This window comes from Streptomyces sp. Root1304, assembly GCF_001426405.1.
In the GTDB taxonomy this organism is placed as follows: Bacteria; Actinomycetota; Actinomycetes; order Streptomycetales; family Streptomycetaceae; genus Streptomyces.
This window is the reverse complement of sequence record NZ_LMEP01000024.1, coordinates 42,114-62,324: the sequence shown is the minus strand read 5'-3', so window position 1 is coordinate 62,324 and position 20,211 is coordinate 42,114. Positions and strand designations below refer to the sequence as shown.

Below are 20,211 nucleotides of genomic sequence, written 5' to 3'. Positions count from 1 at the left end.
GGGAAGGGCGGGGGCTCCGTGCTGTCAGCCGGTTCCCCAGAAGGAGTCCGACTCCACGATGTCGGCGACGCATTCGTCGATGTCGGAGATCTTGCCGCCGACGAGCGTGAAGAACAGTCCGCCGTCCATCTCGATGCCGCGGTCGCCGCGGTCGGCGTGGAAGCGGTGGGTGGTGATGGCGTGGCCGCGGCCGTCCACGAACACGCCCTTCAGCTCGACGCGGAAGGTGCCTTCGGTGAGTTCGGCGAGCGAGCGGTAGTAGCCGCCGAGGACGTTGTCCCGGCCCTTGTAGTGCCCGGATATCCGGCTCTCGCCGGGAACGTGGTGGGTGCAGTCGCTGGTCATCAGGGATTCCAACGTCGCCATGTCGCCGTTGCTGAAGGCTTCGTAGCCCCGGCGTATCAGGGCGGCATCGGGGTGCTCGTGATGGGTCATGGTCCCGTCGCCTGCTTTCGCTGCGAGTGGCTCCGTCCTTCCAGTCTCGGCGTTAGCCTCGGCCCATGCCACCGGCCAAGAAGCGCACCCGCGCATACGACTCCGCCAGGACCAGGTCCGCCGTGCTCGCCCAGTTCGGGCACGTACGGAAGGCCGTCGACGCCCTCACTCCGGAGCAGCTCGACGGGCCGACCCGGCTCGGTGGGTGGACGGTACGGGACCTGGCGGCGCACCTCGCGTGGATGGTCGAGACCGTGCCGCAGCTCCTGGCCTCGCCGGAAGGAGGGAAGGACCGGCTCGCCCTGCTCGACTGGCCGGCGACGACCGCCGGAGCGTCCGAGCGGATCGACACGCACACCCGTGGCATCGACGCCTCCGATCTGCCGGGGCTGTACGCGCGGGTGGCGGACGCCTACGAGCAGGCACTCGCGGGTGCGGCCGACGAGCGGCTGCTGCCCCTGAGCTTCGGCGCCATGACCCTCGCCGACTTCCTCGTCACCCGGACCGTCGAACTGGTCGTCCACACCGACGACCTGAACGCCGCGACGGGCGCCGGCATCCCGTACGACCGCCAGGCCCTCGCCGCCTGCACCCGGCTGCTCGCCGACGTGCTCGCGTCGAAGGCGCCGGGCGGGGCCGTCGAGGTGCGGATCCCGCCGTACGCGGTGGTGCAGTGCGTGGAGGGCCCCCGGCACACCCGGGGCACCCCGCCCAACGTGGTGGAGACGGACCCGCTGACCTGGATCAGGCTGGCGACGGGCCGGACGGAGTGGGCGGCGGAGCTGGACGCGGCCCACGTGAGCGCGAGCGGCGAGCGCGCGGACCTGGAGGACCTGCTGCCCCTGATGGGGTGACCGGAGGAACCGGACGGCGGGCCGGTCCGTCCCACCTCCATGCCGAAGCCACGCGCCCTCGCCGCCCTGGTCCCGCTCCTGCTCCTCGCCACCGCCTGCGGTACGGAGGGAGGCGCCGGCGCCGGCTCCGGCGCGGGCACGCTCTCCCCGGACCTGCCCCTCGCCGGTACGCACTGGACGATCGGCGCGGTGACCGCCGACGGCAGCAGGTCCGCCGCCCCGGACGGCGCCCGCCTCGACTTCGGGGAGAAGGGCCGGGCCCGGGGGAACAGCGGTTGCAATCAGTTCGGCGCCACGGTCGCCGCGCAGGGCGACACCCTGACGATCACTCCGCAGGAGATCACCGAGATCGGCTGCCCCGGTGACCGGGAACGCTTCGAGAAGGCGCTGCTCAAGGCCTTCGACGGCCCGCTCAAGGGCACGATCGCGGGCGACCGGTTCACCCTCGCCTCGGCCGACGGCCGCGACGGCCTCCAACTGACCGCCGAGCCCGGCGCTCCGCTGCGCGGCACCACCTGGAAGATCGACGGACTCCTCGCCGGGGACACCGCGGCCTCGCTGCCCGCCGGGAGCGGGGCCAAGGCGCGCCTGGTCATCGGCGCGGACGGCCGGGTCACCGGAAACCTGGGCTGCAACAACTTCTCCGCCGCCGCCCGGATCGAGGGGAAGACCCTCACCGTCGAGGGCCCGGCGGCGACCACCCGGATGCTGTGCACGAGCCCGCAGATGCGGCTGGAGACGAAGCTGTACGAACTCCTCGACGGCCCGCTCACCTACCGGCTCGACCACCGCACCCTGACCCTCACCGACAGCACGGGCGAGGGCCTGACGGCGACGGCGGAGAAGAACGTGGACCGGTAGGGGCGGCGGACATCCCCCGTACACACGCCCGTCACGAGGGCACCGGACGCACCCGGACGATAGGGAGGAACCTCCCAGGGGTGGCGGGTCCCGGGGGCCGGGCGTCGGGGCTCCGGGGTGGCCGGGGAAGGTGCACTCCGTCACATCGCCGGGCAGCTTCCCGGCTGGTACGAGCGTCCGCTCGGCGGGCTCTCGGGGCCCGGATCCCTTCCGGCGCCTGCCTCGTAGGGGGCTCCAAGCCGGAGTTGATCATTTCGTGCGAACATACGAGCGGGGTCGACCCCGTAATTCCTCAATTCGGACCAGTGGTCGAGCCCGTCTACACTCGGAGACGTGCCACGTGGTGACGGTCGACTCAATCACGACTTGCTCCCCGGTGAGAAAGGCCCCCAGGACGCTTGTGGCGTCTTCGGTGTCTGGGCTCCGGGTGAAGAGGTCGCAAAGCTCACGTACTTCGGGCTCTACGCCCTCCAGCATCGGGGCCAGGAATCCGCGGGTATCGCGGTCAGCAACGGCTCCCAGATCCTCGTCTTCAAGGACATGGGCCTCGTGTCCCAGGTCTTCGACGAGACCTCTCTCGGTTCCCTCCAAGGTCATATCGCGGTCGGTCACGCCCGCTACTCGACCACCGGGGCGTCCGTGTGGGAGAACGCGCAGCCGACGTTCAGGGCAACCGCCCACGGCTCGATCGCGCTCGGCCACAACGGCAACCTGGTGAACACGGCGCAGCTCGCCGAGATGGTCGCGGACCTGCCCAAGAAGGAAGGCCGCACCACCCGTGTGGCGGCCACCAACGACACGGACCTCCTGACGGCGCTCCTCGCCGCCCAGGTGGACGAGGACGGCACGCCGCTCACCATCGAGCAGGCCGCCGCGAAGGTCCTCCCCGACGTCCGGGGCGCCTTCTCCCTCGTCTTCATGGACGAGCACACGCTCTACGCGGCCCGTGACCCGCAGGGCATCCGCCCGCTGGTCCTCGGCCGTCTGGAGCGCGGCTGGGTGGTCGCCTCCGAGTCCGCCGCCCTCGACATCTGCGGCGCCAGCTACGTCCGCGAGGTCGAGCCGGGCGAGATGATCGCGATCGACGAGAACGGCATCCGCACCTCGCGGTTCGCGGAAGCGAAGCCCAAGGGCTGTGTCTTCGAGTACGTGTACCTGGCCCGCCCGGACACCGACATCGCCGGCCGGAACGTGTACCTCTCCCGCGTGGAGATGGGCCGCCGCCTCGCGAAGGAGGCGCCCGTCGAGGCCGACCTGGTGATAGCGACTCCGGAGTCGGGCACCCCGGCCGCCATCGGCTACGCCGAGGCCTCGGGCATCCCCTTCGGCGCGGGCCTGGTGAAGAACGCCTATGTCGGGCGCACCTTCATCCAGCCCTCCCAGACCATCCGCCAGCTCGGCATCCGGCTGAAGCTGAACCCCCTCAAGGACGTCATCAAGGGCAAGCGCCTGGTGGTCGTCGACGACTCGATCGTCCGCGGCAACACCCAGCGCGCCCTGGTGAAGATGCTCCGCGAGGCCGGCGCGGCCGAGATCCACATCCGGATCTCCTCGCCGCCGGTGAAGTGGCCCTGCTTCTTCGGCATCGACTTCGCCACCCGCGCGGAGCTGATCGCCAACGGCATGTCGATCGAGGAGATCGGCACGTCGCTGGGCGCGGACTCGCTCTCGTACATCTCGCTCGACGGGATGATCGAGGCGACCACGATCCAGAAGCCGAACCTCTGCCGTGCCTGCTTCGACGGCGAGTACCCGATGGAGCTGCCGGACCCCGAGCTGCTCGGCAAGCAGCTGCTGGAGACCGAGCTGGCCGCCGGCCCGGCCGCCACCGCGGCCTCCGACGCGCTCCGTCGCCCGTAAGACCCCCGCAGCAACGCAGTACACGACACGAAAGCTCTGAAATGTCTCAGACCACTGGTGCCTCCTATGCGTCCGCGGGCGTCGACATCGAAGCGGGTGACCGCGCCGTCGAGCTCATGAAGGAGTGGGTGAAGAAGACGCAGCGCCCCGAGGTCCTCGGTGGCCTGGGCGGCTTCGCCGGCCTCTTCGACGCCTCCGCCCTCAAGAAGTACGAGCGTCCGCTCCTGGCCTCCGCCACGGACGGCGTCGGGACGAAGGTCGACATCGCCCGCCAGATGGGCGTCTACGACACGATCGGCCACGACCTGGTCGCGATGGTCATGGACGACATCGTCGTCTGCGGCGCCGAGCCGCTCTTCATGACCGACTACATCTGCGTCGGCAAGGTCCACCCCGAGCGGGTCGCCGCCATCGTCAAGGGCATCGCCGAGGGCTGCGTCCTGGCCGGCTGCGCCCTGGTCGGCGGCGAGACGGCGGAGCACCCGGGCCTCCTCGGCCCGGACGACTTCGACGTGGCCGGCGCGGGCACGGGTGTCGTGGAGCACGACCGGCTGCTCGGCGCCGATCGCATCCGTACGGGGGACGCGGTCATCGCCATGGCCTCCTCGGGTCTTCACTCCAACGGGTACTCGCTGGTCCGGCACGTGCTCTTCGACCGCGCCGGCATGGCCCTGGACCAGCAGGTCGAGGAGCTGGGCCGGACGCTCGGCGAGGAGCTCCTGGAGCCCACCAAGATCTACTCGCTGGACTGCCTGGCCCTCACCAGGACCGCTGAGGTCCACGCCTACAGCCACATCACGGGCGGCGGTCTCGCGGCCAACCTGGCCCGGGTGATCCCGGACGGCCTGCACGCCACGGTCGACCGTTCGACCTGGGTGCCGGGCGCGGTGTTCGACCTGGTCGGCAAGGCCGGTCAGGTGGAGCGCCTGGAGCTGGAGAAGACGCTGAACATGGGCGTCGGCATGATGGCCGTCGTACCGGCCGAGTCCGTGGACGTGGCCCTGACAGTGCTGGCGGACCGGGGCGTCGAGTCCTGGGTCGCGGGCGAGATCACCGAGCGCGGGGCGCACACCACCGGCGCCGAGCTGGTCGGGGACTACGCGAAGTAGTCAGAGGACGAGCGGTGAACGACGGGGCGCTCCCGAGGGGCGCCCCGTTCGCGTTGTACGGGCTGCCGGCCGGGGACGGCACCGCCGCTCCCGGCCGCGCAGGGCACAGCCGCTCCCGGTCGCGGACAGCACAGGAACCCGGCCGGGTGTTCCCCGGCCGGGTTCCTGTGCTGCGATTCAGAAGGTCAAGCGCGACGCGGGGACGCACTGGGACCGGACTGGTCGTCCTCGTCCTCGTCGTCCTCGTTGTAGAGATCCGCGTACTGGGCGTACGGGTCGTCTTCCTCGTCGTCGTCCTCGAACGGCTCGCCATTCGGCGGCTGGTTCGAAGTCGAAGCGCCCAGCTCATTGGCCAGACGCGTCAGGTCTGTCCCGCCGCTGCTGTACTTCAGCTGGCGGGCGACCTTGGTCTGCTTGGCCTTTGCCCGGCCGCGCCCCATGGCTCGACCCCCTCGGTGACGGGGCTCGATGGCCCCAGAGTCTTGACACGCGTTCATGATTCGGAACGGACTCTCGACAGAGAGACCGGTCCGTAGGGCTTCAACGGTACCTGTTTCCGCGGGTCTACGGTACGCCGCGCGCATCACATACCCCGGTACAGAACCATCGAGGAGCCCGTTCCTCGCTGGTCAATCGCGATTTTAACCTCTTCTGGGGGTCCGACCCGCCGAGGGGCGTGAGCGAAGTCTCTCCGCGCGGGCCCCGCGGGCTTCCCGCGGGGCCCCTCGGCGGGCCGGCCTCCGTGCGCCGCTCAGGCGCGGCGGGCGTCCGCCATCCGCTGCTCGGCGATCCGGTCGGCCGCCGCGGCCGGCGGAATTCCATCGACCTTCGCACGTGCGAAGATTTCGAGAGTGGTGTCGAAGATCTTCGTCGCCTTCGCCTTGCAGCGGTCGAAGTCGAAACCGTGCAGCTCGTCGGCGACCTGGATCACGCCACCGGCGTTCACCACGTAGTCGGGCGCGTAGAGGATCCCGCGGTCCGCGAGGTCCTTCTCGACGCCGGCGTGGGCGAGCTGGTTGTTGGCCGCGCCGCAGACGATGGCCGCGGTGAGGACCGGCACGGTCCCGTCGTTCAGGGCGCCGCCGAGCGCGCAGGGCGCGTAGATGTCGAGACCCTCGACGCGGATCAGCGCCTCGGTGTCGGCGACCACGGTCACCTGCGGGTGCTTGTCGGTGATCCGGCGCACCGACTCCTCGCGCACATCGGTGATCACGACCTCGGCGCCGTCCGACAGGAGGTGCTCGACGAGATAGTGGCCGACCTTGCCGACGCCCGCGACGCCGACCTTGCGGCCGCGCAGCGTCGGGTCGCCCCAGAGGGTCTGCGCGGAGGCGCGCATGCCCTGGAAGACGCCGAAGGCGGTGAGGACGGAGGAGTCGCCGGCGCCGCCGTTCTCCGGGGAGCGGCCGGTGGTCCACTTGTTCTCGCGGGCCACGACGTCCATGTCGGCGACGTAGGTGCCGACGTCGCAGGCCGTGACGTACCGGCCGCCGAGCGAGGCGACGAAGCGCCCGTAGGCGAGGAGGAGCTCCTCGGTCTTGATCTGCTCCGGGTCGCCGATGATGACGGCCTTGCCGCCGCCGTGGTCGAGACCGGCCATGGCGTTCTTGTACGACATCCCGCGGGCCAGGTTGAGCGCGTCGGCGACGGCCTCGGCCTCGGTGGCGTACGGGTAGAAACGGGTGCCGCCGAGGGCGGGGCCCAGGGCGGTGGAGTGGAGGGCGATGACGGCCTTGAGGCCGGTGGCGCGGTCCTGGCAGAGCACGACTTGCTCGTGGCCACCCTGCTCCGAGTGGAACAGGGTGTGCAGTACGTCAGCAGGAACGCCGGTCACATCGGTCACGGTGGTGACTCCCAAGTACGAAGCGGCGGTTTGCGGCCTCCCTACGGGTGGGGGAGGACCAGTTCGGCATGAGAGTAAGTCCTACCTGGGCGTAGATCAGCGGCAGTGCTCAGGATCACCCCCTCGGGGGGTACCTCCGTGGAAGGATTCGCGACATGTCGGTCGCCTCCTCGGTCCTCATCCCCTACGCGTCCTATCTGCGGGTGTACGAGCCGCTGGCCGCGTTCCCCGAGCCGGAGCGGACCCACTGGGCCCGGTACGCCCGCCGGCCGCGCACGCCGGGGGCGCAGGAGGAGCTGCGGCGGTCGCTGGCCGACCTGCTGCCGACCCCGCCGGTCCCGGTGCCGGTCCACGAGAGCGCGGAGGCCTTCGTCGCCCATCTGGACGGGGTGGTGGTGGTCTGTCCGTGGCGGACCCGGCTGCGGGGCTGGCTGGCGCTCCAGGAGCTGGACGGCCAGTTCCCCGGGCCGGTGCTGGACGCGATGCTGCCGCCGGTGGTGCGCGTCCAGGTGGCGAGCGACTACGAGCGCTGGCTGGAGCGGAACCCGGACGCGCGCCCGTGGATCCGGACGGCGGTCTGGCAGGTGCCGCTGCGCTGGTTCGCGCTCTTCGGGGACGAGGACCGGCAGTACGAGCCGGGGGACCCCAAGGGGACGGCGCAGGGCCGGGCGCCGGTCCTGCGCTACCGGACGACGATGGCGCAGGCGCGCCGGCGTCTGGCGCGGGCGCTGCGGGCCCTTCGGGAGTCGATCGACGACGGCCCGATGACGGAGGGTCTGATCGAGGTGGGGCGCTGGCTGGAGGAGTTCCATCCGCGGGCGCTGGTGGAGCTGGACTTCGGGGTCTCGTGCACGTGGTCCCGGAGGGGTGGCTGGCGGAGGACCGGTCGGCGGCGCAGCTGGCGGAGGGGATCGCCGCGCTGCGGGCGGGCGACGGCGAGGCGGCGAGCGAGGTGTACGGGCGGCTCGCGGAGCGCTGGCGGGTCGTCAGGGACCTGCGGTTCGCGAACTGACCCCAGCCGGGTTCGCGAACTGACATCAGTCGGGCATCTTCGTCAGGTCGGTATCGACAAGACATGTCCGGCGGGTGTAAATGATCTTCAGGGTTGTCCGAATACCGCATGACCGGTTTGCTGTGTCGGGGTCGTGCGGGCCTTTCGGCACCCCTGGGGCGGGGACGTTGGTCCTGATCCGGGCCTTTGGCTCAAGCGTGACGGACAGCACTTAACGCACCCTTGCGCCCATCACCCACCCTCGTGCCAAAATAGGACAAGGAGTCCGGGGAGGGTTCCTTCCGCCCATCTTTGGGCGGAACGCTCAGCATTGCACTCTATGGGGGGTCTGAGGACTCCTGATCACCCTGTGACTGATCGTCACAGTGGTGTGACTGTCCGTTATGGCATGGTCCATCGACTTCCGCCGCTGATGAACACCTGCGAGGGCAATTCCATCGGTTTGGCCGACGCGGCTGGACGGATGGTGTAGTTGTAGTGCCGAGGACAAGCCGTTCGTCCTATAACCGACTCGGCCCGCTTCTGCCATTTCGGGCAACGCGGGTCAAGGTGCAGAATTTAGAGGAAAGAACCGAGATGGTTCGGTTCTCCCGAGGAGGCCGCTCATGACCGCTCGCACCCCTGATGCCGAGCCGCTGCTGACCCCTGCCGAGGTTGCCACGATGTTCCGCGTGGACCCGAAGACGGTGACCCGTTGGGCGAAGGCCGGGAAGCTCACGTCCATCCGCACCCTGGGTGGGCACCGCCGCTACCGCGAGGCCGAGGTTCGCGCGCTGCTGGCGGGTATTCCGCAGCAGCGCAGCGAGGCCTGAGGTCGCGCACACACCCCGCAGTACCCCGTAACACCGGGCTCGTCCGGACCCCCCAGTCCGGTCGCCCACCCCTAGCTCTGCCGACGGATTCCTGCCCCAACAGGCCTTCGTCATCGATCGCGCTGGACTCCGCCGGGTCTGGCGCGATCTTCTTTTGTGTCCGGCGCCACTCCTCGGGAGTCGGTGCAATTGCACATATTAAATCGGGCCGGTGTAGGGAGGGTGTAAGTGAAGCGGTTTCTGAAACTGCCTCAGTGACACCCGTCACACTGGCGAAGTCTTGCCAAAGAACAGCCTCCCACTGCCGGGAAGCCTCCCAACCCGCCGTTGGTCATGGGTCGGTGGGACTTTCGTCCTCAGTGCCCGGCGGCTCCTGCGGCGACCGGCCCTCCGGCTCCCCGGCGCCCGCCCCCGGCTCTCCCGGCTCCCCGGGCTCCCTGTGGCCTTCTGCCGGCTCCCCGGCCGCTTCCGCCCGCCGCGGGGGCTCGGGAAGCTCCATGGCGAGCCGCAGGAGGCGATGGCAGACCGCGCAGTGACGCGTGAGGTGCCCGTAGCGGGAAGCGGCCGCCAGATGGGCTCGCAGCAGTGCTCCCGTGTCGTGCCGTGCAGCGGACGCCGCGGCCATGCGCGACCACCTCCGGTGGTGGGCCCCCGATTCCCTGATGTCCGGGGTACCGGCGGGCCCGTGGCCCCGTCAAGACACCGGAACACAACGAAGGCCCGCATCTCGCGATGCGGGCCTTCGTGAAAAGCGACTCTGACGGGACTTGAACCCGCGACCTCCACCTTGACAGGGTGGCGAGCTAACCAACTGCTCCACAGAGCCTTGCTTGTAGCCCCTCGTGAGTGGCTGCGTCACAGACTGTACAGCAGGTCAGGGGGTCCGGTCGAACTCACCGACGGCCGGGCCCCGGCTAGGGCGCCGCCGCGTCGATCGCCTTCACGATCCGCTTGTCCGACACCGGGTGCGCCGTGCCGAGCGCGTGCGCGAAGTAGCTCACCCGCAGCTCCTCGATCATCCAGCGGATGTCGGTCACCTCGGTCGGCACCGGGCGGCCCTTCGGGAGCTGTTCGAGCAGCCAGGCGTACTCGTCCTGCATCTCCTGGACCTTCTCCATCCGGGTGGTGTCCCGCTGGACCCCGGTCGGCATCTGCTGGAGCCGCCGGTCCACCGCCACCAGATAGCGCATCAGGTCCGGCAGCCGCTTCAGCCCCGTACGGGTGACGAACCCGGCCGGCATCAGCCAGGCCAGCTGGGCGCGCACGTCGGTCAGGTTGTTGATCAGGGCCAGGCTGTTCGTCGACTTCAGCCGGCGCTCGCAGGCCTGCCAGGCCGCCAGGATCTGCTGGACCTGGCCCACCGTCCGTACCGTCGTGTCCACCAGGTCCGCGCGGACCTTGTCGTACAGCTTCCGGAAGGACTCCTCGTCCCAGGCCGGGCCGCCGTGCTCCGTGATCAGCCGGTCGGCGGCGGCGGTCGCGCAGTCGTCGAAGAGGGCCTGGATCGAGCCGTGCGGGTTCGAGGACAGGGCCAGCTTCTGCTGGTTGGTCAGCTTGTCCGAGGCGAACTTCGCCGGGTTCACCGGGATGTTCAGCATGATCAGCTTCCGGGTGCCCCGCCACATCGCCCGCTCCTGCTCGGCCTCCGAGTCGAAGAGACGTACGGCCACGGTCGCGCCCTCGTCCACCAGCGCCGGGTACGCCTTGACCGGCTGCCCGCCCCGCTTGGTCTCGAAGACCTTCGTGAGCGTGTCGATCGTCCAGTCCGTGAGCCCCGTGCGCTCCAGGGACGGCCCGGAGCCGTCGGGGCCCCCGGTGGCCGCCGCGGCGGCCTGCGAGAGGGCCTTGCGGGCCTTCGGCCGCAGCTGCAGCCGCAGCGTCTCCAGGTCCTTGTCCTCGGCGAGCTTCCGGCGCCGCTCGTCGACGATCCGGAAGGTCACCTTGAGGTGCTCGGGCACCTTCGCCCAGTCGAAGTCCTCGGCCGTGACCGGGACGCCGACCATCCGCTGGAGCTCGCGGGCGAGCGCCCCCGCCAGCGGCTCCTGGACGGGCACGACCGCGTCCAGGAAGCGGGTCGCGAAGTTCGGCGCGGGCACGTAGTGGCGGCGGATCGGCTTCGGCAGGGAGCGGATCAGCTCCGTGACGACCTCCGCGCGCAGACCCGGGATCTGCCACTCGAAGCCGTCGTCCGTCACCTGGTTCAGCACCTGGAGCGGGATGTGGACGGTCACGCCGTCCGCGTCCGCGCCCGGCTCGAACTGGTACGTCACCCGGAACTTCAGCGCGCCCTGCCGCCACGAGTCCGGGTAGTCGTCCTTGGTGACCGCCCCCGCCTTCTCGTTGATGAGCATCTCGCGCTCGAAGTCGAGGAACTCCGGCTCGTCATGGCGCTTGTGCTTCCACCAGGAGTCGAAGTGGGCGCCGGACACGACGTGTTCCGGGACGCGCTTGTCGTAGAAGTCGAACAGCGTCTCGTCGTCGACGAGGATGTCCCGGCGGCGGGCCCGGTGCTCCAGCTCCTCGACCTCGGTCAGGAGCTTGCGGTTGTCCGCGAAGAACTTGTGGTGGGTGCGCCAGTCGCCCTCGACCAGCGCGTTCCTGATGAACAGGTCCCGGGAGACCTCCGGGTCGATCCGGCCGTAGTTCACCTTGCGGTCGGCGACGATCGGGACGCCGTACAGCGTCACCTTCTCGAAGGCCATCACGGCCGCCTGGTCCTTCTCCCAGTGCGGCTCGCTGTACGTCTTCTTCACCAGGTGCTGGGCGAGCGGCTCGATCCACTCCGGCTCCACGCGCGCGTTGACCCGGGCCCAGAGGCGCGAGGTCTCCACCAGCTCGGCGGACATCACGAAACGCGGGGGCTTCTTGAAGAGCGCGGAACCGGGGAAGATCGCGAACTTGGCGTTGCGGGCGCCCAGGTACTCGCCCCGGCCGCCCTCGCGGCGGGAGCCGTCCTTCGCGCCGTCCTTGGACTCCTTCACGTCCTTCATGCCGATGTGCGAGAGCAGACCCGCGAGCAGCGACACGTGGACGGACTGCTCGGGAGCGTCCTCCTCGTTGACCTGGATGCCCAGCTGCTTCGCGACCGTCCGCAGCTGGGTGTAGATGTCCTGCCACTCCCGGATGCGCAGGAAGTTCAGGTACTCCTGCTTGCACATCCGGCGGAAGGAGCTGGAACCCCGCTCCTTCTGCTGCTCGCGGACGTACCGCCAGAGGTTCAGGAAGGCGAGGAAGTCGCTCGTCTCGTCCTTGAACCGGGCGTGCTGCTGGTCGGCCTGCGCCTGCTTCTCGGACGGCCGCTCGCGCGGGTCCTGGATGGAGAGCGCCGCCGCGATCACCATGACCTCGCGGACGCAGCCGTTCCTGTCGGCCTCCAGGACCATGCGCGCGAGGCGCGGGTCGACGGGCAGCTGGGCGAGCTTCCGGCCCTGCTGCGTCAGCCGCTTCTTCGGATCCTTCTCCATGGGGTCGATCGCGCCCAGCTCCTGCAGGAGCTGCACGCCGTCCCGGATGTTCCGGTGGTCCGGCGGGTCGATGAAGGGGAACTTCTCGATGTCGCCGAGGCCGGCCGCGGTCATCTGGAGGATGACGGAGGCCAGGTTCGTACGGAGGATCTCCGCGTCCGTGAACTCCGGCCGGGTCAGGAAGTCGTCCTCGGAGTACAGCCGGATGCAGATGCCGTCGGACGTACGGCCGCAGCGGCCCTTGCGCTGGTTGGCGCTGGCCTGGCTGACCGGCTCGATCGGCAGCCGCTGCACCTTGGTCCGGTGCGAGTAGCGGGAGATGCGGGCGGTGCCCGGGTCGATCACGTACTTGATGCCGGGGACCGTCAGGGAGGTCTCGGCGACGTTCGTCGCGAGGACGATCCGGCGGCCGGAGTGCGCCTGGAAGACCCGGTGCTGCTCGGCGTGCGAGAGACGGGCGTAGAGAGGGAGGACCTCGGTGTTGCGGAGGTTCCGCTTGAGCAGCGCGTCCGCGGTGTCCCGGATCTCGCGCTCGCCGGAGAGGAAGACCAGGACGTCGCCGGGGCCCTCGGACTGGAGCTCGTCGACGGCTTCGCAGATCGCGGTGATCTGGTCCCGGTCCGCGTCGTCCGAGTCCTCTTCGAGGAGGGGCCGGTAACGGACCTCCACCGGGTACGTACGGCCGCTGACCTCGACGATCGGGGCCTCGCCGAAGTGGCGGGAGAAACGCTCCGGGTCGATCGTCGCGGAGGTGATCACGACCTTGAGGTCGGGGCGCTTCGGGAGCAGCTGGGCCAGATAGCCGAGCAGGAAGTCGATGTTGAGGGACCGCTCGTGGGCCTCGTCGATGATGATCGTGTCGTACGCGCGCAGCTCGCGGTCCGTCTGGATCTCGGCGAGCAGGATGCCGTCCGTCATCAGCTTCACGAAGGTCGCGTCGGGGTTCACCTGGTCGGTGAAGCGGACCTTCCAGCCGACGGCCTCCCCGAGGGGGGTCCTCAGCTCCTCCGCCACGCGCTCGGCGACCGTGCGGGCGGCGATCCGGCGGGGCTGGGTGTGCCCGATCATGCCCCGGACGCCCCGGCCCAGCTCCAGACAGATCTTCGGGATCTGGGTGGTCTTCCCGGAGCCCGTCTCACCGGCGACGATCACGACCTGGTGGTCACGTATCGCCTCCAGGATCTCGTCCTTCTTCTGGGAGACCGGAAGCTGCTCGGGGTACGTGACCGCGGGCACGCGGGAGGCACGCCCGTCGACGCGCTCCTTGGCCTTGGCCGCCTCGGCGGCGATCTCGTCCAGGACGGCCGCGCGGGCCTCGGGCTTGCGGATGCGGCGGGCGCCTTCGAGACGGCGGCCGAGCCGGTGGGAGTCCCGCAGCGAGACCTCGGCCAGGACGGACTGGAGGGCGGCGAAGGAAGTAGACATACGGATCCCAGGATCGCACCTGCGGCCGAGAAGCGGCGAACCGATTTACGGGCGGCTTCCCGGGGGACGAGAGCCGGGGAGCGCGAGCCGGGGGTGCGTACTATTTCGGACACGTCGACCAGGACCGGAGAGGCTTCGCATGTTCCGCACCACCCGCGTGCCGGCGGCGCTCGCCGTGGTGCTGGTGGCGCTGGTGCTCGGACTCCTGGTCTGCGGGGCGGCGGGGGCGTCGGCCCCGGCCCCGATGACGGCGGGCGCCGAGCCCGCCGCCGGTGCCGCGACTCCCGTCGACGCCCCGTCCGTGGTCCGCGCGGGTCCGTCCGGTCCGCTGTCCGGTGTGCCCGGCTGCGATCCCGGTCATGCCGCCGGCGAGGGGGCCGCCGGGCCCGTCGTACCGCCGCGCGCGCACGGCTTCGCGGAGCTGCTGCCCGCGCTCGCCGCCGACCGGACGCCCTGCGGGGTCCGGCAGCCCGGTCCGGGCGACCCGGCCGCGTCGCCCGGACGGGAGCCACCCGCGCGCGCCCCCCTGTCTCCCGTGGAACTGTCGGTCCTGAGGGTGTAGACGGACGGCCTCCTCCGCCGTAGCCCGTCCCTCTTCCTTCCCCTGTCTCCAGGAGCGCTTCCGCATGTCCACGCCCAAGCCCACCCCCAAGCCCAAGCCCGCCTCTGCGTCCAAGCCCGCGTCCAAGGCCAAGCCGATCGTGATCGTCTCCGGGGTGGCCGTCGCCGCCGTGCTGCTCGGTGTCGTCTCCTACACCGCCACCCGGCCCGCGTCCCCGGGCGCCGCCGGTTCCTCCGCCGTCGCCGACGTCTCCGCCGACCCGTCCGCCGGCGTCTACGCCGAGCTGGAGGCCTACGCCCGCCGCGACGCCTCCGACAAGCTCGCCCTCGGCCGTGCCGACGCGCCCGTCGTCCTCATCGAGTACGCCGACTTCAAGTGCGGCTACTGCGGCAAGTTCGCCCGGGACACCGAGCCGGCCCTGGTGAAGAAGTACGTCGACAACGGCACCCTGCGCATCGAGTGGCGGAACTTCCCGATCTTCGGCGAGGAGTCGGAGGCGGTGGCCCGCGCCTCCTGGGCGGCCGGGCAGCAGGGCCGGTTCTGGGAGTTCCACAAGGCGGCCTACGCGGAGGGCGCCAAGGAGAAGGGCTTCGGCAAGGACCGGCTGGCCGCCCTCGCGAAGGAGGCGGGCGTCCCCGACGCGGCCCGGTTCGCCAAGGACACCGACGGCGCTGCGGCCCGCGAGGCCGTCCGCGCGGACCAGGAGCAGGGCTACTCCCTCGGCGCCACCTCCACCCCGTCCTTCCTGGTCAACGGCCGTCCGATCGCCGGGGCCCAGCCCCTGGAGACCTTCACGGAGGCCATCGAGGCGGCGGCGAAGGCCGCTCCGAAGAAAACCGCCCCCAGCAAGAAGGCCGGCCAGTGACCTCGGGCATCGGCTACTTCGCCGCCTTCCTCGGCGGACTGCTCGCCCTCCTCAGCCCGTGCAGCGCCCTCCTGCTGCCGGCCTTCTTCGCGTATTCCATCGACACGCGCGCGAAGCTGGTGGCCAGGACGGGCATCCTCTACGCGGGCCTGGCGACCACCCTCGTCCCGCTCGGCGCGGCCGGCTCCTTCGCGGGCCGCCTCTTCTACGGCCACCGGGACCTGCTGGTCACCGTCGGCGGCTGGCTGATCATCGGGCTCGGGGTGCTCCAGATCCTCGGTCTGGGCTTCGCCTCCCGCCGGGTCGCGGAGGCGAGCGGCCGCATCCGGCCCACGTCGGCGCTCTCCGTCTACGCCCTCGGCCTGGTCTACGGCCTCGCCGGCTTCTGCGCGGGCCCGATCCTGGGCAGCGTCCTGACGGTGGCGGCGCTGAGCGGCAGTCCGGCGTACGGGGGCCTGCTCCTCGCCGTGTACGCGCTCGGCATGGCGGTGCCGCTGTTCGTGCTCGCGCTGCTCTGGGAGCGGTACGACCTGGGCCGGCGGTCCTGGCTGCGCGGCAGGCCGCTGCGGGTGGGCCGTCTCACGCTCCACTCGACCTCGGTGCTCTCGGGCCTGTTCTTCGTGGCCCTCGGCACGCTGTTCCTGGTCTTCGACGGGACGACCGCGCTGCCGGGCCTGCTGTCGGTGGACGAGTCGTTCGCGGTGGAGGAGCAGGTGTCCGCCCTCGGCCGGGCGGTCCCGGACTGGGCGCTGCTCGTGGCGGTGGTCGCGGTGGTGGCCCTGGTGCTGGTGCTACGGGGCAGGCGGGGGAGCCGTACGCGGGAGCGCGAGGAGGCGTGAGGGGTACGGGGGAGGGGCGCGGGCCCCTTCCCCGTACGGCCACGGCGTCCTGCGCTGTCCGCGATCCGCTTTCCACGCACGCGCACGAAGAAGGCCCCGTTCTTTCGAACGGGGCCTTCTGTTTGTGGCTGGGGCCGGGGTCGAACCGGCGACCTATCGCTTTTCAGGCGATCGCTCGTACCAACTGAGCTACCCAGCCACGAGGCCATTGCTGACCTCAGCGACTCTGACGGGACTTGAACCCGCGACCTCCACCTTGACAGGGTGGCGAGCTAACCAACTGCTCCACAGAGCCAAGTTTGTGCGCGATCCGTAGTCTCGCACACGGTAATGCGTACCCCCAACGGGATTCGAACCCGTGCTACCGCCTTGAAAGGGCGGCGTCCTGGGCCACTAGACGATGAGGGCTAACGGACCCACCTGCGCGCTTCTCAGCGCGTCGGGGACGTGAGAAGCATATGGGATGGCGGGCGCTATCGCCAAAACGGTTCCCCGGAGGAGGAGAATGGGCCCGTGCTGGAGATGACGCGCGAGGAGTTCGAGGAGCTTGTCGCCGAGGCCCTGGACCGGATCCCGCCGGAGCTGACGCGGCTGATGGACAACGTCGCCGTGTTCGTGGAGGACGAGCCCGCCCCCGACGATCCCGAGCTGCTCGGGCTCTATGAGGGGACACCGCTGACCGAGCGGGGCGAGTGGTACGCCGGCGTGCTGCCGGACCGGATCACGATCTACCGGGGGCCGACGCTGCGGATGTGCGAGTCGCGTGAGGACGTGGTCGCGGAGACCGAGATCACCGTCGTGCACGAGATCGCCCACCACTTCGGCATCGACGACGAGCGGCTGCACGCGCTGGGCTACGGCTGAGCCGGTGACGCAGGGCCTGTCTTCTGGATCGTGCCGGGCTCGCGGGGCCTGAGGCCGGCGGCCGGTCCACGCCAGGGCCTTTTCGGGCGTGTCCCTTGTGGCGCCCGGGGAGTTGGGCAGTGCAACGCGTTCCGTTCCTGCCTGTTGTGTCCTGGAGGTGCCCCCGTGCGTCATTTGCCCACCCCGGCGAGATGGGCCGCCGCCGCGCTGGCCGTCGCGGCCTGTGCCGGTCTGAGCGGCTGTATGAGTGTGAGCGACGAGGGGGCGAAGCCGGCGCCCGGTGCCTCCGACGGGAAGCGGGGCGTCACGGCCGAGTCCGAGAGCGGCGGCGACCGGGGCGGCGACGGCGGGTCGGGGGACGGTCGGCGCGGCCAGGGCGGACCCCATGTCACCGGCGCCGGTACGGAGTCCCCGGTGCCCAGCGGATCGCCCTCGGGCACCGCGCAGCCCTCCGTGGGCGCGGTGCTGCCGGTGGAGGGTCCCGGCGGGACGCCGAAGCCGGGGCCCTCGGGCGGCGGTCACGAGAACCCGGGCGGCGCCGCGGGCGGCTCCGCGGGGAACGGGAGCGGCGGGAACGGCAGCGGTGGAGGCGACGGCGGCGGTTCCGGCGGCCCCGGGGGCGGCGGGGTCACGCCGTCCCCGGAGCCGCCGGAGCCGACCGTGGAGCCGACGCCGGAGCCCACCGAACACCCGACCCCCGAGCCGACTCCGGAGCCGACCTCCAACCCCAGTGATCCACCGCCCCCCGGGGCCGACACCCAGATGGGTGCCCTGCGGGCGGCGGACGGGCCGGGAGCGCCCCCCGAGCCGGCCGCTTCCCCGCAGGTCGGACCGGTGTGACGCAGTCCGATTTGCCACAGGTGGGGGAGAGTGCGTATGGTGGTAGATCGTTTGATCCCATTGCCCGGCGCCGACACAGAAGAGCGCCGTGTGGCGCGTACTCTCCCTAGCCGTGGCTGACCGCATTGAGGCGGTCGTTTGCGAAATCACGGAGTTGACGGGCGCGTGCCGAGACTCCGGAAGGTTTCGCATTTCGCATGTCCATTTTCAGTTCTGACCACGCCGTCATGCCCGAGAACGACGAGATCGTCGAGGCCGTAGAGGCCACCGAGATCGTCGAGGCCGCGACGGCCGTCATCGAGGCCGAGGCCGACGACCTCACCGACACCGACACCGACGCCGACATCGAGGCCGGCTTCGACGCGGACGACTCCGCCGAGGAGCCCGCCGAGCCCACCGTCACCTTCGCGGACCTCGGTCTGCCGGAGGGCGTCGTGCGCAAGCTCGCGCAGAACGGTGTCACCACCCCCTTCCCGATCCAGGCGGCGACCATCCCGGACGCCCTGGCCGGCAAGGACATCCTCGGCCGCGGCCGTACCGGCTCCGGCAAGACCCTCTCCTTCGGTCTCCCGACCCTGGCCCAGCTGGCCGGCGGTCACACCGAGAAGAAGAAGCCCCGCGCGGTCATCCTCACCCCGACCCGTGAGCTCGCGATGCAGGTCGCGGACGCCCTCCAGCCGTACGGCGACGTGCTCGGCCTGAAGATCAAGGTCGTCTGCGGCGGTACGTCCATGGGCAACCAGATCTACGCCCTCGAGCGCGGCGTCGACATCCTCGTCGCCACCCCGGGCCGTCTGCGCGACATCATCAACCGCGGCGCCTGCTCCCTGGAGAACGTCCAGGTCGCGGTCCTCGACGAGGCCGACCAGATGTCCGACCTGGGCTTCCTGCCCGAGGTCACCGAGCTGCTCGACCAGGTCCCGGCCGGCGGTCAGCGCATGCTCTTCTCCGCCACCATGGAGAACGAGATCGGCACGCTGGTCAAGCGCTACCTGAACAACCCGATCAGCCACGAGGTCGACAGCGCCCAGGGCAACGTCTCGACCATGTCGCACCACGTCCTCGTCGTGAAGCCGAAGGACAAGGCGCCGGTCACGGCCGCCATCGCCGCCCGCAAGGGCCGCACGATCATCTTCGTCCGCACCCAGCTGGGCGCCGACCGCATCGCCGAGCAGCTCGTCGAGGCCGGCGTGAAGGCCGACGCGCTGCACGGCGGCATGACACAGGGTGCCCGTACCCGCGTGCTCGCCGACTTCAAGGACGGCTACGTCAACGCGCTGGTCGCCACCGACGTCGCCGCCCGAGGCATCCACGTCGACGGCATCGACCTGGTCCTGAACGTGGACCCGGCCGGTGACCACAAGGACTACCTGCACCGCTCCGGCCGTACGGCCCGCGCCGGCAAGTCCGGTGTCGTCGTCTCGCTGTCGCTGCCGCACCAGCGCCGCCAGATCTTCCGGCTGATGGAGGACGCGGGCGTCGACGCCTCGCGCCACATCATCCAGAGCGCCGGCGCCTTCGACCCCGAGGTCGCCGAGATCACCGGCGCGCGTTCGCTCACCGAGGTCCAGTCGGACTCCGCGAACAACGCCGCCAAGCAGGCCGAGCGCGAGGTCGTCGACCTGACCAAGCAGCTGGAGCGCCTGCAGCGCCGTGCCGTCGAGCTCCGCGAGGAGGCCGACCGCCTGGTGGCCCGCGCCGCCCGTGAGCGCGGCGAGGACCCCGAGGCCGCCGTGGCCGAGGTGGCCGAGGCCGCCGAGGCCGAGATCGCCGCCGCCGCCGCCGAGGCCGAGCGTGCCGCGCGTGCCGAGGAGCAGCGCCGCGAGGAGCGCCCGGCCCGCGACGAGCGCGGCAACTACGAGCGCCGTGACCGCGGTGGCTTCAACCGTGACGACCGCGGTGACCGCGGTGGCTTCCGCGGCGGCGACCGCGGTGGTGACCGTGGCGGCTTCCGTCGTGACAACGACCGTCCGTCCGGTGGTTTCCGTCGTGACGACCGTCCSTCGGGCGGCTTCAACCGCGACGACCGTGGTGGCCGTTCGTTCGAGCGTCGTGACAACGACCGTCCGTCCGGTGGTTTCCGTCGTGACGACCGTCCSTCGGGYGGCTTCAACCGCGACGACCGCGGTGGCGACCGCGGCGGCCGTTCCTTCGAGCGCCGTGACGACCGTCCGGCCGGCGGCCACCGGGGCAGCGACCGTCCGTTCAACCGCGACCGTCGCGACGACCGCCCCGCCGGCGGCTTCCGCTCCGGTGGCACCGACCGCCCGTACGGCCGTCGTGACGACCACCGCGGCACCGGCTCGACCGGCTCGACCGGTGGCTCCTTCGGCCGCCGCGACGACAAGCCGCGCTGGAAGCGCAACGGCTGAGCGTCACTGACCTGACGGACCAGGGCCCGTACGACACTTCGGTGGCGTACGGGCCCTGGTCCGTTTCGCGGATTCGTACGCGGGCGCCACCGTCGTACGCGGGTGCGGCGGGATACGCTCAGCCGGTCGACGTGGGTGGAGGTGCCGGCCAGGGGGCCCGGCGTAGACCCCGCCCCGCATCCCGCATGTCAGGT

At 70.8% G+C, this 20,211-nt stretch carries 16 protein-coding genes, 4 tRNA genes and 1 pseudogene; 12 read left to right on the top strand and 9 right to left on the bottom strand.

Translation table 11 applies throughout. From position 1 onward, the window contains the following. Positions 1–24: 24 nt before the first annotated feature. Positions 25–435 (bottom strand): nuclear transport factor 2 family protein, encoded by a 411-nt coding sequence (locus ASD33_RS24890; RefSeq protein WP_056564761.1) that lies wholly within the window; start codon positions 433–435, stop codon positions 25–27. A gap of 65 nt (positions 436–500) precedes the next feature. Here ASD33_RS24890 and ASD33_RS24885 point away from each other — a divergent pair, with 65 nt between their 5' ends. The 4 genes from ASD33_RS24885 (at position 501) to purM (ending at position 5,119) form a co-directional block, all read left to right on the top strand. After that, positions 501–1,289, top strand: a complete 789-nt coding sequence (locus ASD33_RS24885) for a maleylpyruvate isomerase family mycothiol-dependent enzyme (RefSeq protein ID WP_056564758.1) — start codon at positions 501–503, stop codon at positions 1,287–1,289. 39 nt (positions 1,290–1,328) lie between these two features. Further along, on the top strand, positions 1,329–2,150 hold the full coding sequence (locus ASD33_RS24880) for an META domain-containing protein (RefSeq protein ID WP_056564756.1): 822 nt from the start codon (positions 1,329–1,331) through the stop codon (positions 2,148–2,150). Between the two features lie 333 nt (positions 2,151–2,483). After that, positions 2,484–4,010, top strand: coding sequence for an amidophosphoribosyltransferase (gene purF / locus ASD33_RS24875; protein ID WP_056564753.1), 1,527 nt, complete (start codon positions 2,484–2,486; stop codon positions 4,008–4,010). 41 nt (positions 4,011–4,051) lie between these two features. Next, positions 4,052–5,119 (top strand): phosphoribosylformylglycinamidine cyclo-ligase, encoded by a 1,068-nt coding sequence (gene purM, locus ASD33_RS24870; protein ID WP_056564750.1) that lies wholly within the window; start codon positions 4,052–4,054, stop codon positions 5,117–5,119. Positions 5,120–5,304: 185 nt separating this feature from the next. Here the strand turns inward: purM and ASD33_RS24865 are convergent, their stop codons facing one another. Beyond that, a complete protein-coding gene (locus ASD33_RS24865) occupies positions 5,305–5,559 on the bottom strand; it encodes a DUF3073 domain-containing protein (RefSeq protein WP_056564747.1) in 255 nt (84 codons plus the stop codon). A gap of 311 nt (positions 5,560–5,870) precedes the next feature. Continuing rightward, positions 5,871–6,962: a Glu/Leu/Phe/Val dehydrogenase dimerization domain-containing protein gene (locus tag ASD33_RS24860; RefSeq protein WP_056565629.1), complete on the bottom strand. Its 1,092-nt coding sequence runs from the start codon at positions 6,960–6,962 to the stop codon at positions 5,871–5,873. 155 nt (positions 6,963–7,117) lie between these two features. Here ASD33_RS24860 and ASD33_RS24855 point away from each other — a divergent pair. Continuing rightward, positions 7,118–7,974 (top strand): annotated as a pseudogene (locus ASD33_RS24855) (hypothetical protein). A 605-nt stretch (positions 7,975–8,579) separates the two neighbouring features. Next, positions 8,580–8,786, top strand: a complete 207-nt coding sequence (gene bldC / locus ASD33_RS24850; protein WP_003949541.1) for a developmental transcriptional regulator BldC — start codon at positions 8,580–8,582, stop codon at positions 8,784–8,786. Between the two features lie 331 nt (positions 8,787–9,117). Here the strand turns inward: bldC and ASD33_RS36540 are convergent, their stop codons facing one another. From ASD33_RS36540 to hrpA, 3 genes are all read right to left on the bottom strand, one after another. Beyond that, on the bottom strand, positions 9,118–9,411 hold the full coding sequence (locus ASD33_RS36540) for a DUF6274 family protein (RefSeq protein ID WP_079045008.1): 294 nt from the start codon (positions 9,409–9,411) through the stop codon (positions 9,118–9,120). Between the two features lie 127 nt (positions 9,412–9,538). After that, a tRNA-Asp gene (locus ASD33_RS24845) sits at positions 9,539–9,612 on the bottom strand. Positions 9,613–9,700: 88 nt separating this feature from the next. Beyond that, complete coding sequence (hrpA, locus tag ASD33_RS24840; RefSeq protein WP_056564744.1) at positions 9,701–13,675, bottom strand: ATP-dependent RNA helicase HrpA; 3,975 nt, start codon at positions 13,673–13,675, stop codon at positions 9,701–9,703. A 139-nt stretch (positions 13,676–13,814) separates the two neighbouring features. Between hrpA and ASD33_RS24835 the strand changes: the two genes are divergently transcribed. The 3 genes from ASD33_RS24835 to ASD33_RS24825 all read left to right on the top strand — a co-directional run bounded on the left by ASD33_RS24835 (position 13,815) and on the right by ASD33_RS24825 (position 15,941). Further along, positions 13,815–14,237, top strand: a complete 423-nt coding sequence (locus ASD33_RS24835) for a hypothetical protein (protein WP_056564740.1) — start codon at positions 13,815–13,817, stop codon at positions 14,235–14,237. 64 nt (positions 14,238–14,301) lie between these two features. Further along, positions 14,302–15,102 carry a thioredoxin domain-containing protein gene (locus tag ASD33_RS24830; RefSeq protein ID WP_056564737.1) on the top strand — a complete coding sequence of 267 codons (801 nt, stop codon included), beginning with the start codon at positions 14,302–14,304 and terminating at the stop codon, positions 15,100–15,102. Then, positions 15,099–15,941: a cytochrome c biogenesis CcdA family protein gene (locus ASD33_RS24825; RefSeq protein ID WP_056564734.1), complete on the top strand. Its 843-nt coding sequence runs from the start codon at positions 15,099–15,101 to the stop codon at positions 15,939–15,941. The genes ASD33_RS24830 and ASD33_RS24825 overlap by 4 nt, the downstream gene beginning before the upstream one ends. A 125-nt stretch (positions 15,942–16,066) precedes the next feature. Here the strand turns inward: ASD33_RS24825 and ASD33_RS24820 are convergent. The 3 genes from ASD33_RS24820 to ASD33_RS24810 form a co-directional block, all read right to left on the bottom strand. Beyond that, a tRNA-Phe gene (locus tag ASD33_RS24820) sits at positions 16,067–16,140 on the bottom strand. A 22-nt stretch (positions 16,141–16,162) separates the two neighbouring features. Next, a tRNA-Asp gene (locus ASD33_RS24815) sits at positions 16,163–16,236 on the bottom strand. Positions 16,237–16,276: 40 nt separating this feature from the next. Next, positions 16,277–16,349, bottom strand: a tRNA-Glu gene (locus ASD33_RS24810). Positions 16,350–16,454: 105 nt separating this feature from the next. On the opposite strand from ASD33_RS24810, the gene ASD33_RS24805 reads away from it, so the two are divergent. The 3 genes from ASD33_RS24805 (at position 16,455) to ASD33_RS24795 (ending at position 20,017) form a co-directional block, all read left to right on the top strand. Next, complete coding sequence (locus tag ASD33_RS24805) at positions 16,455–16,805, top strand: metallopeptidase family protein (RefSeq protein ID WP_033208941.1); 351 nt, start codon at positions 16,455–16,457, stop codon at positions 16,803–16,805. A gap of 165 nt (positions 16,806–16,970) precedes the next feature. Beyond that, positions 16,971–17,645 (top strand): hypothetical protein, encoded by a 675-nt coding sequence (locus ASD33_RS35575; protein ID WP_157870083.1) that lies wholly within the window; start codon positions 16,971–16,973, stop codon positions 17,643–17,645. A 197-nt stretch (positions 17,646–17,842) separates the two neighbouring features. Further along, positions 17,843–20,017: a DEAD/DEAH box helicase gene (locus ASD33_RS24795; RefSeq protein WP_056564728.1), complete on the top strand. Its 2,175-nt coding sequence runs from the start codon at positions 17,843–17,845 to the stop codon at positions 20,015–20,017. Positions 20,018–20,211 lie beyond the last annotated feature (194 nt).

What these genes read in the sequence shown, in the direction of transcription:
- purM (WP_056564750.1), top strand. Translation starts at nt 4,052, where the DNA reads ATGTCTCAGACCACTGGTGCCTCCTATGCGTCCGCGGGCGTCGACATC.
- ASD33_RS36540 (WP_079045008.1), bottom strand. Translation starts at nt 9,411, where the DNA reads ATGGCCGCGGCGTCCGCTGCACGGCACGACACGGGAGCACTGCTGCGA.
- ASD33_RS24885 (WP_056564758.1), top strand. Translation starts at nt 501, where the DNA reads ATGCCACCGGCCAAGAAGCGCACCCGCGCATACGACTCCGCCAGGACC.
- ASD33_RS24830 (WP_056564737.1), top strand. Translation starts at nt 14,302, where the DNA reads ATGTCCACGCCCAAGCCCACCCCCAAGCCCAAGCCCGCCTCTGCGTCC.
- bldC (WP_003949541.1), top strand. Translation starts at nt 8,580, where the DNA reads ATGACCGCTCGCACCCCTGATGCCGAGCCGCTGCTGACCCCTGCCGAG.
- ASD33_RS24835 (WP_056564740.1), top strand. Translation starts at nt 13,815, where the DNA reads ATGTTCCGCACCACCCGCGTGCCGGCGGCGCTCGCCGTGGTGCTGGTG.
- ASD33_RS24880 (WP_056564756.1), top strand. Translation starts at nt 1,329, where the DNA reads ATGCCGAAGCCACGCGCCCTCGCCGCCCTGGTCCCGCTCCTGCTCCTC.
- hrpA (WP_056564744.1), bottom strand. Translation starts at nt 13,675, where the DNA reads ATGTCTACTTCCTTCGCCGCCCTCCAGTCCGTCCTGGCCGAGGTCTCG.
- ASD33_RS24890 (WP_056564761.1), bottom strand. Translation starts at nt 435, where the DNA reads ATGACCCATCACGAGCACCCCGATGCCGCCCTGATACGCCGGGGCTAC.
- ASD33_RS24865 (WP_056564747.1), bottom strand. Translation starts at nt 5,559, where the DNA reads ATGGGGCGCGGCCGGGCAAAGGCCAAGCAGACCAAGGTCGCCCGCCAG.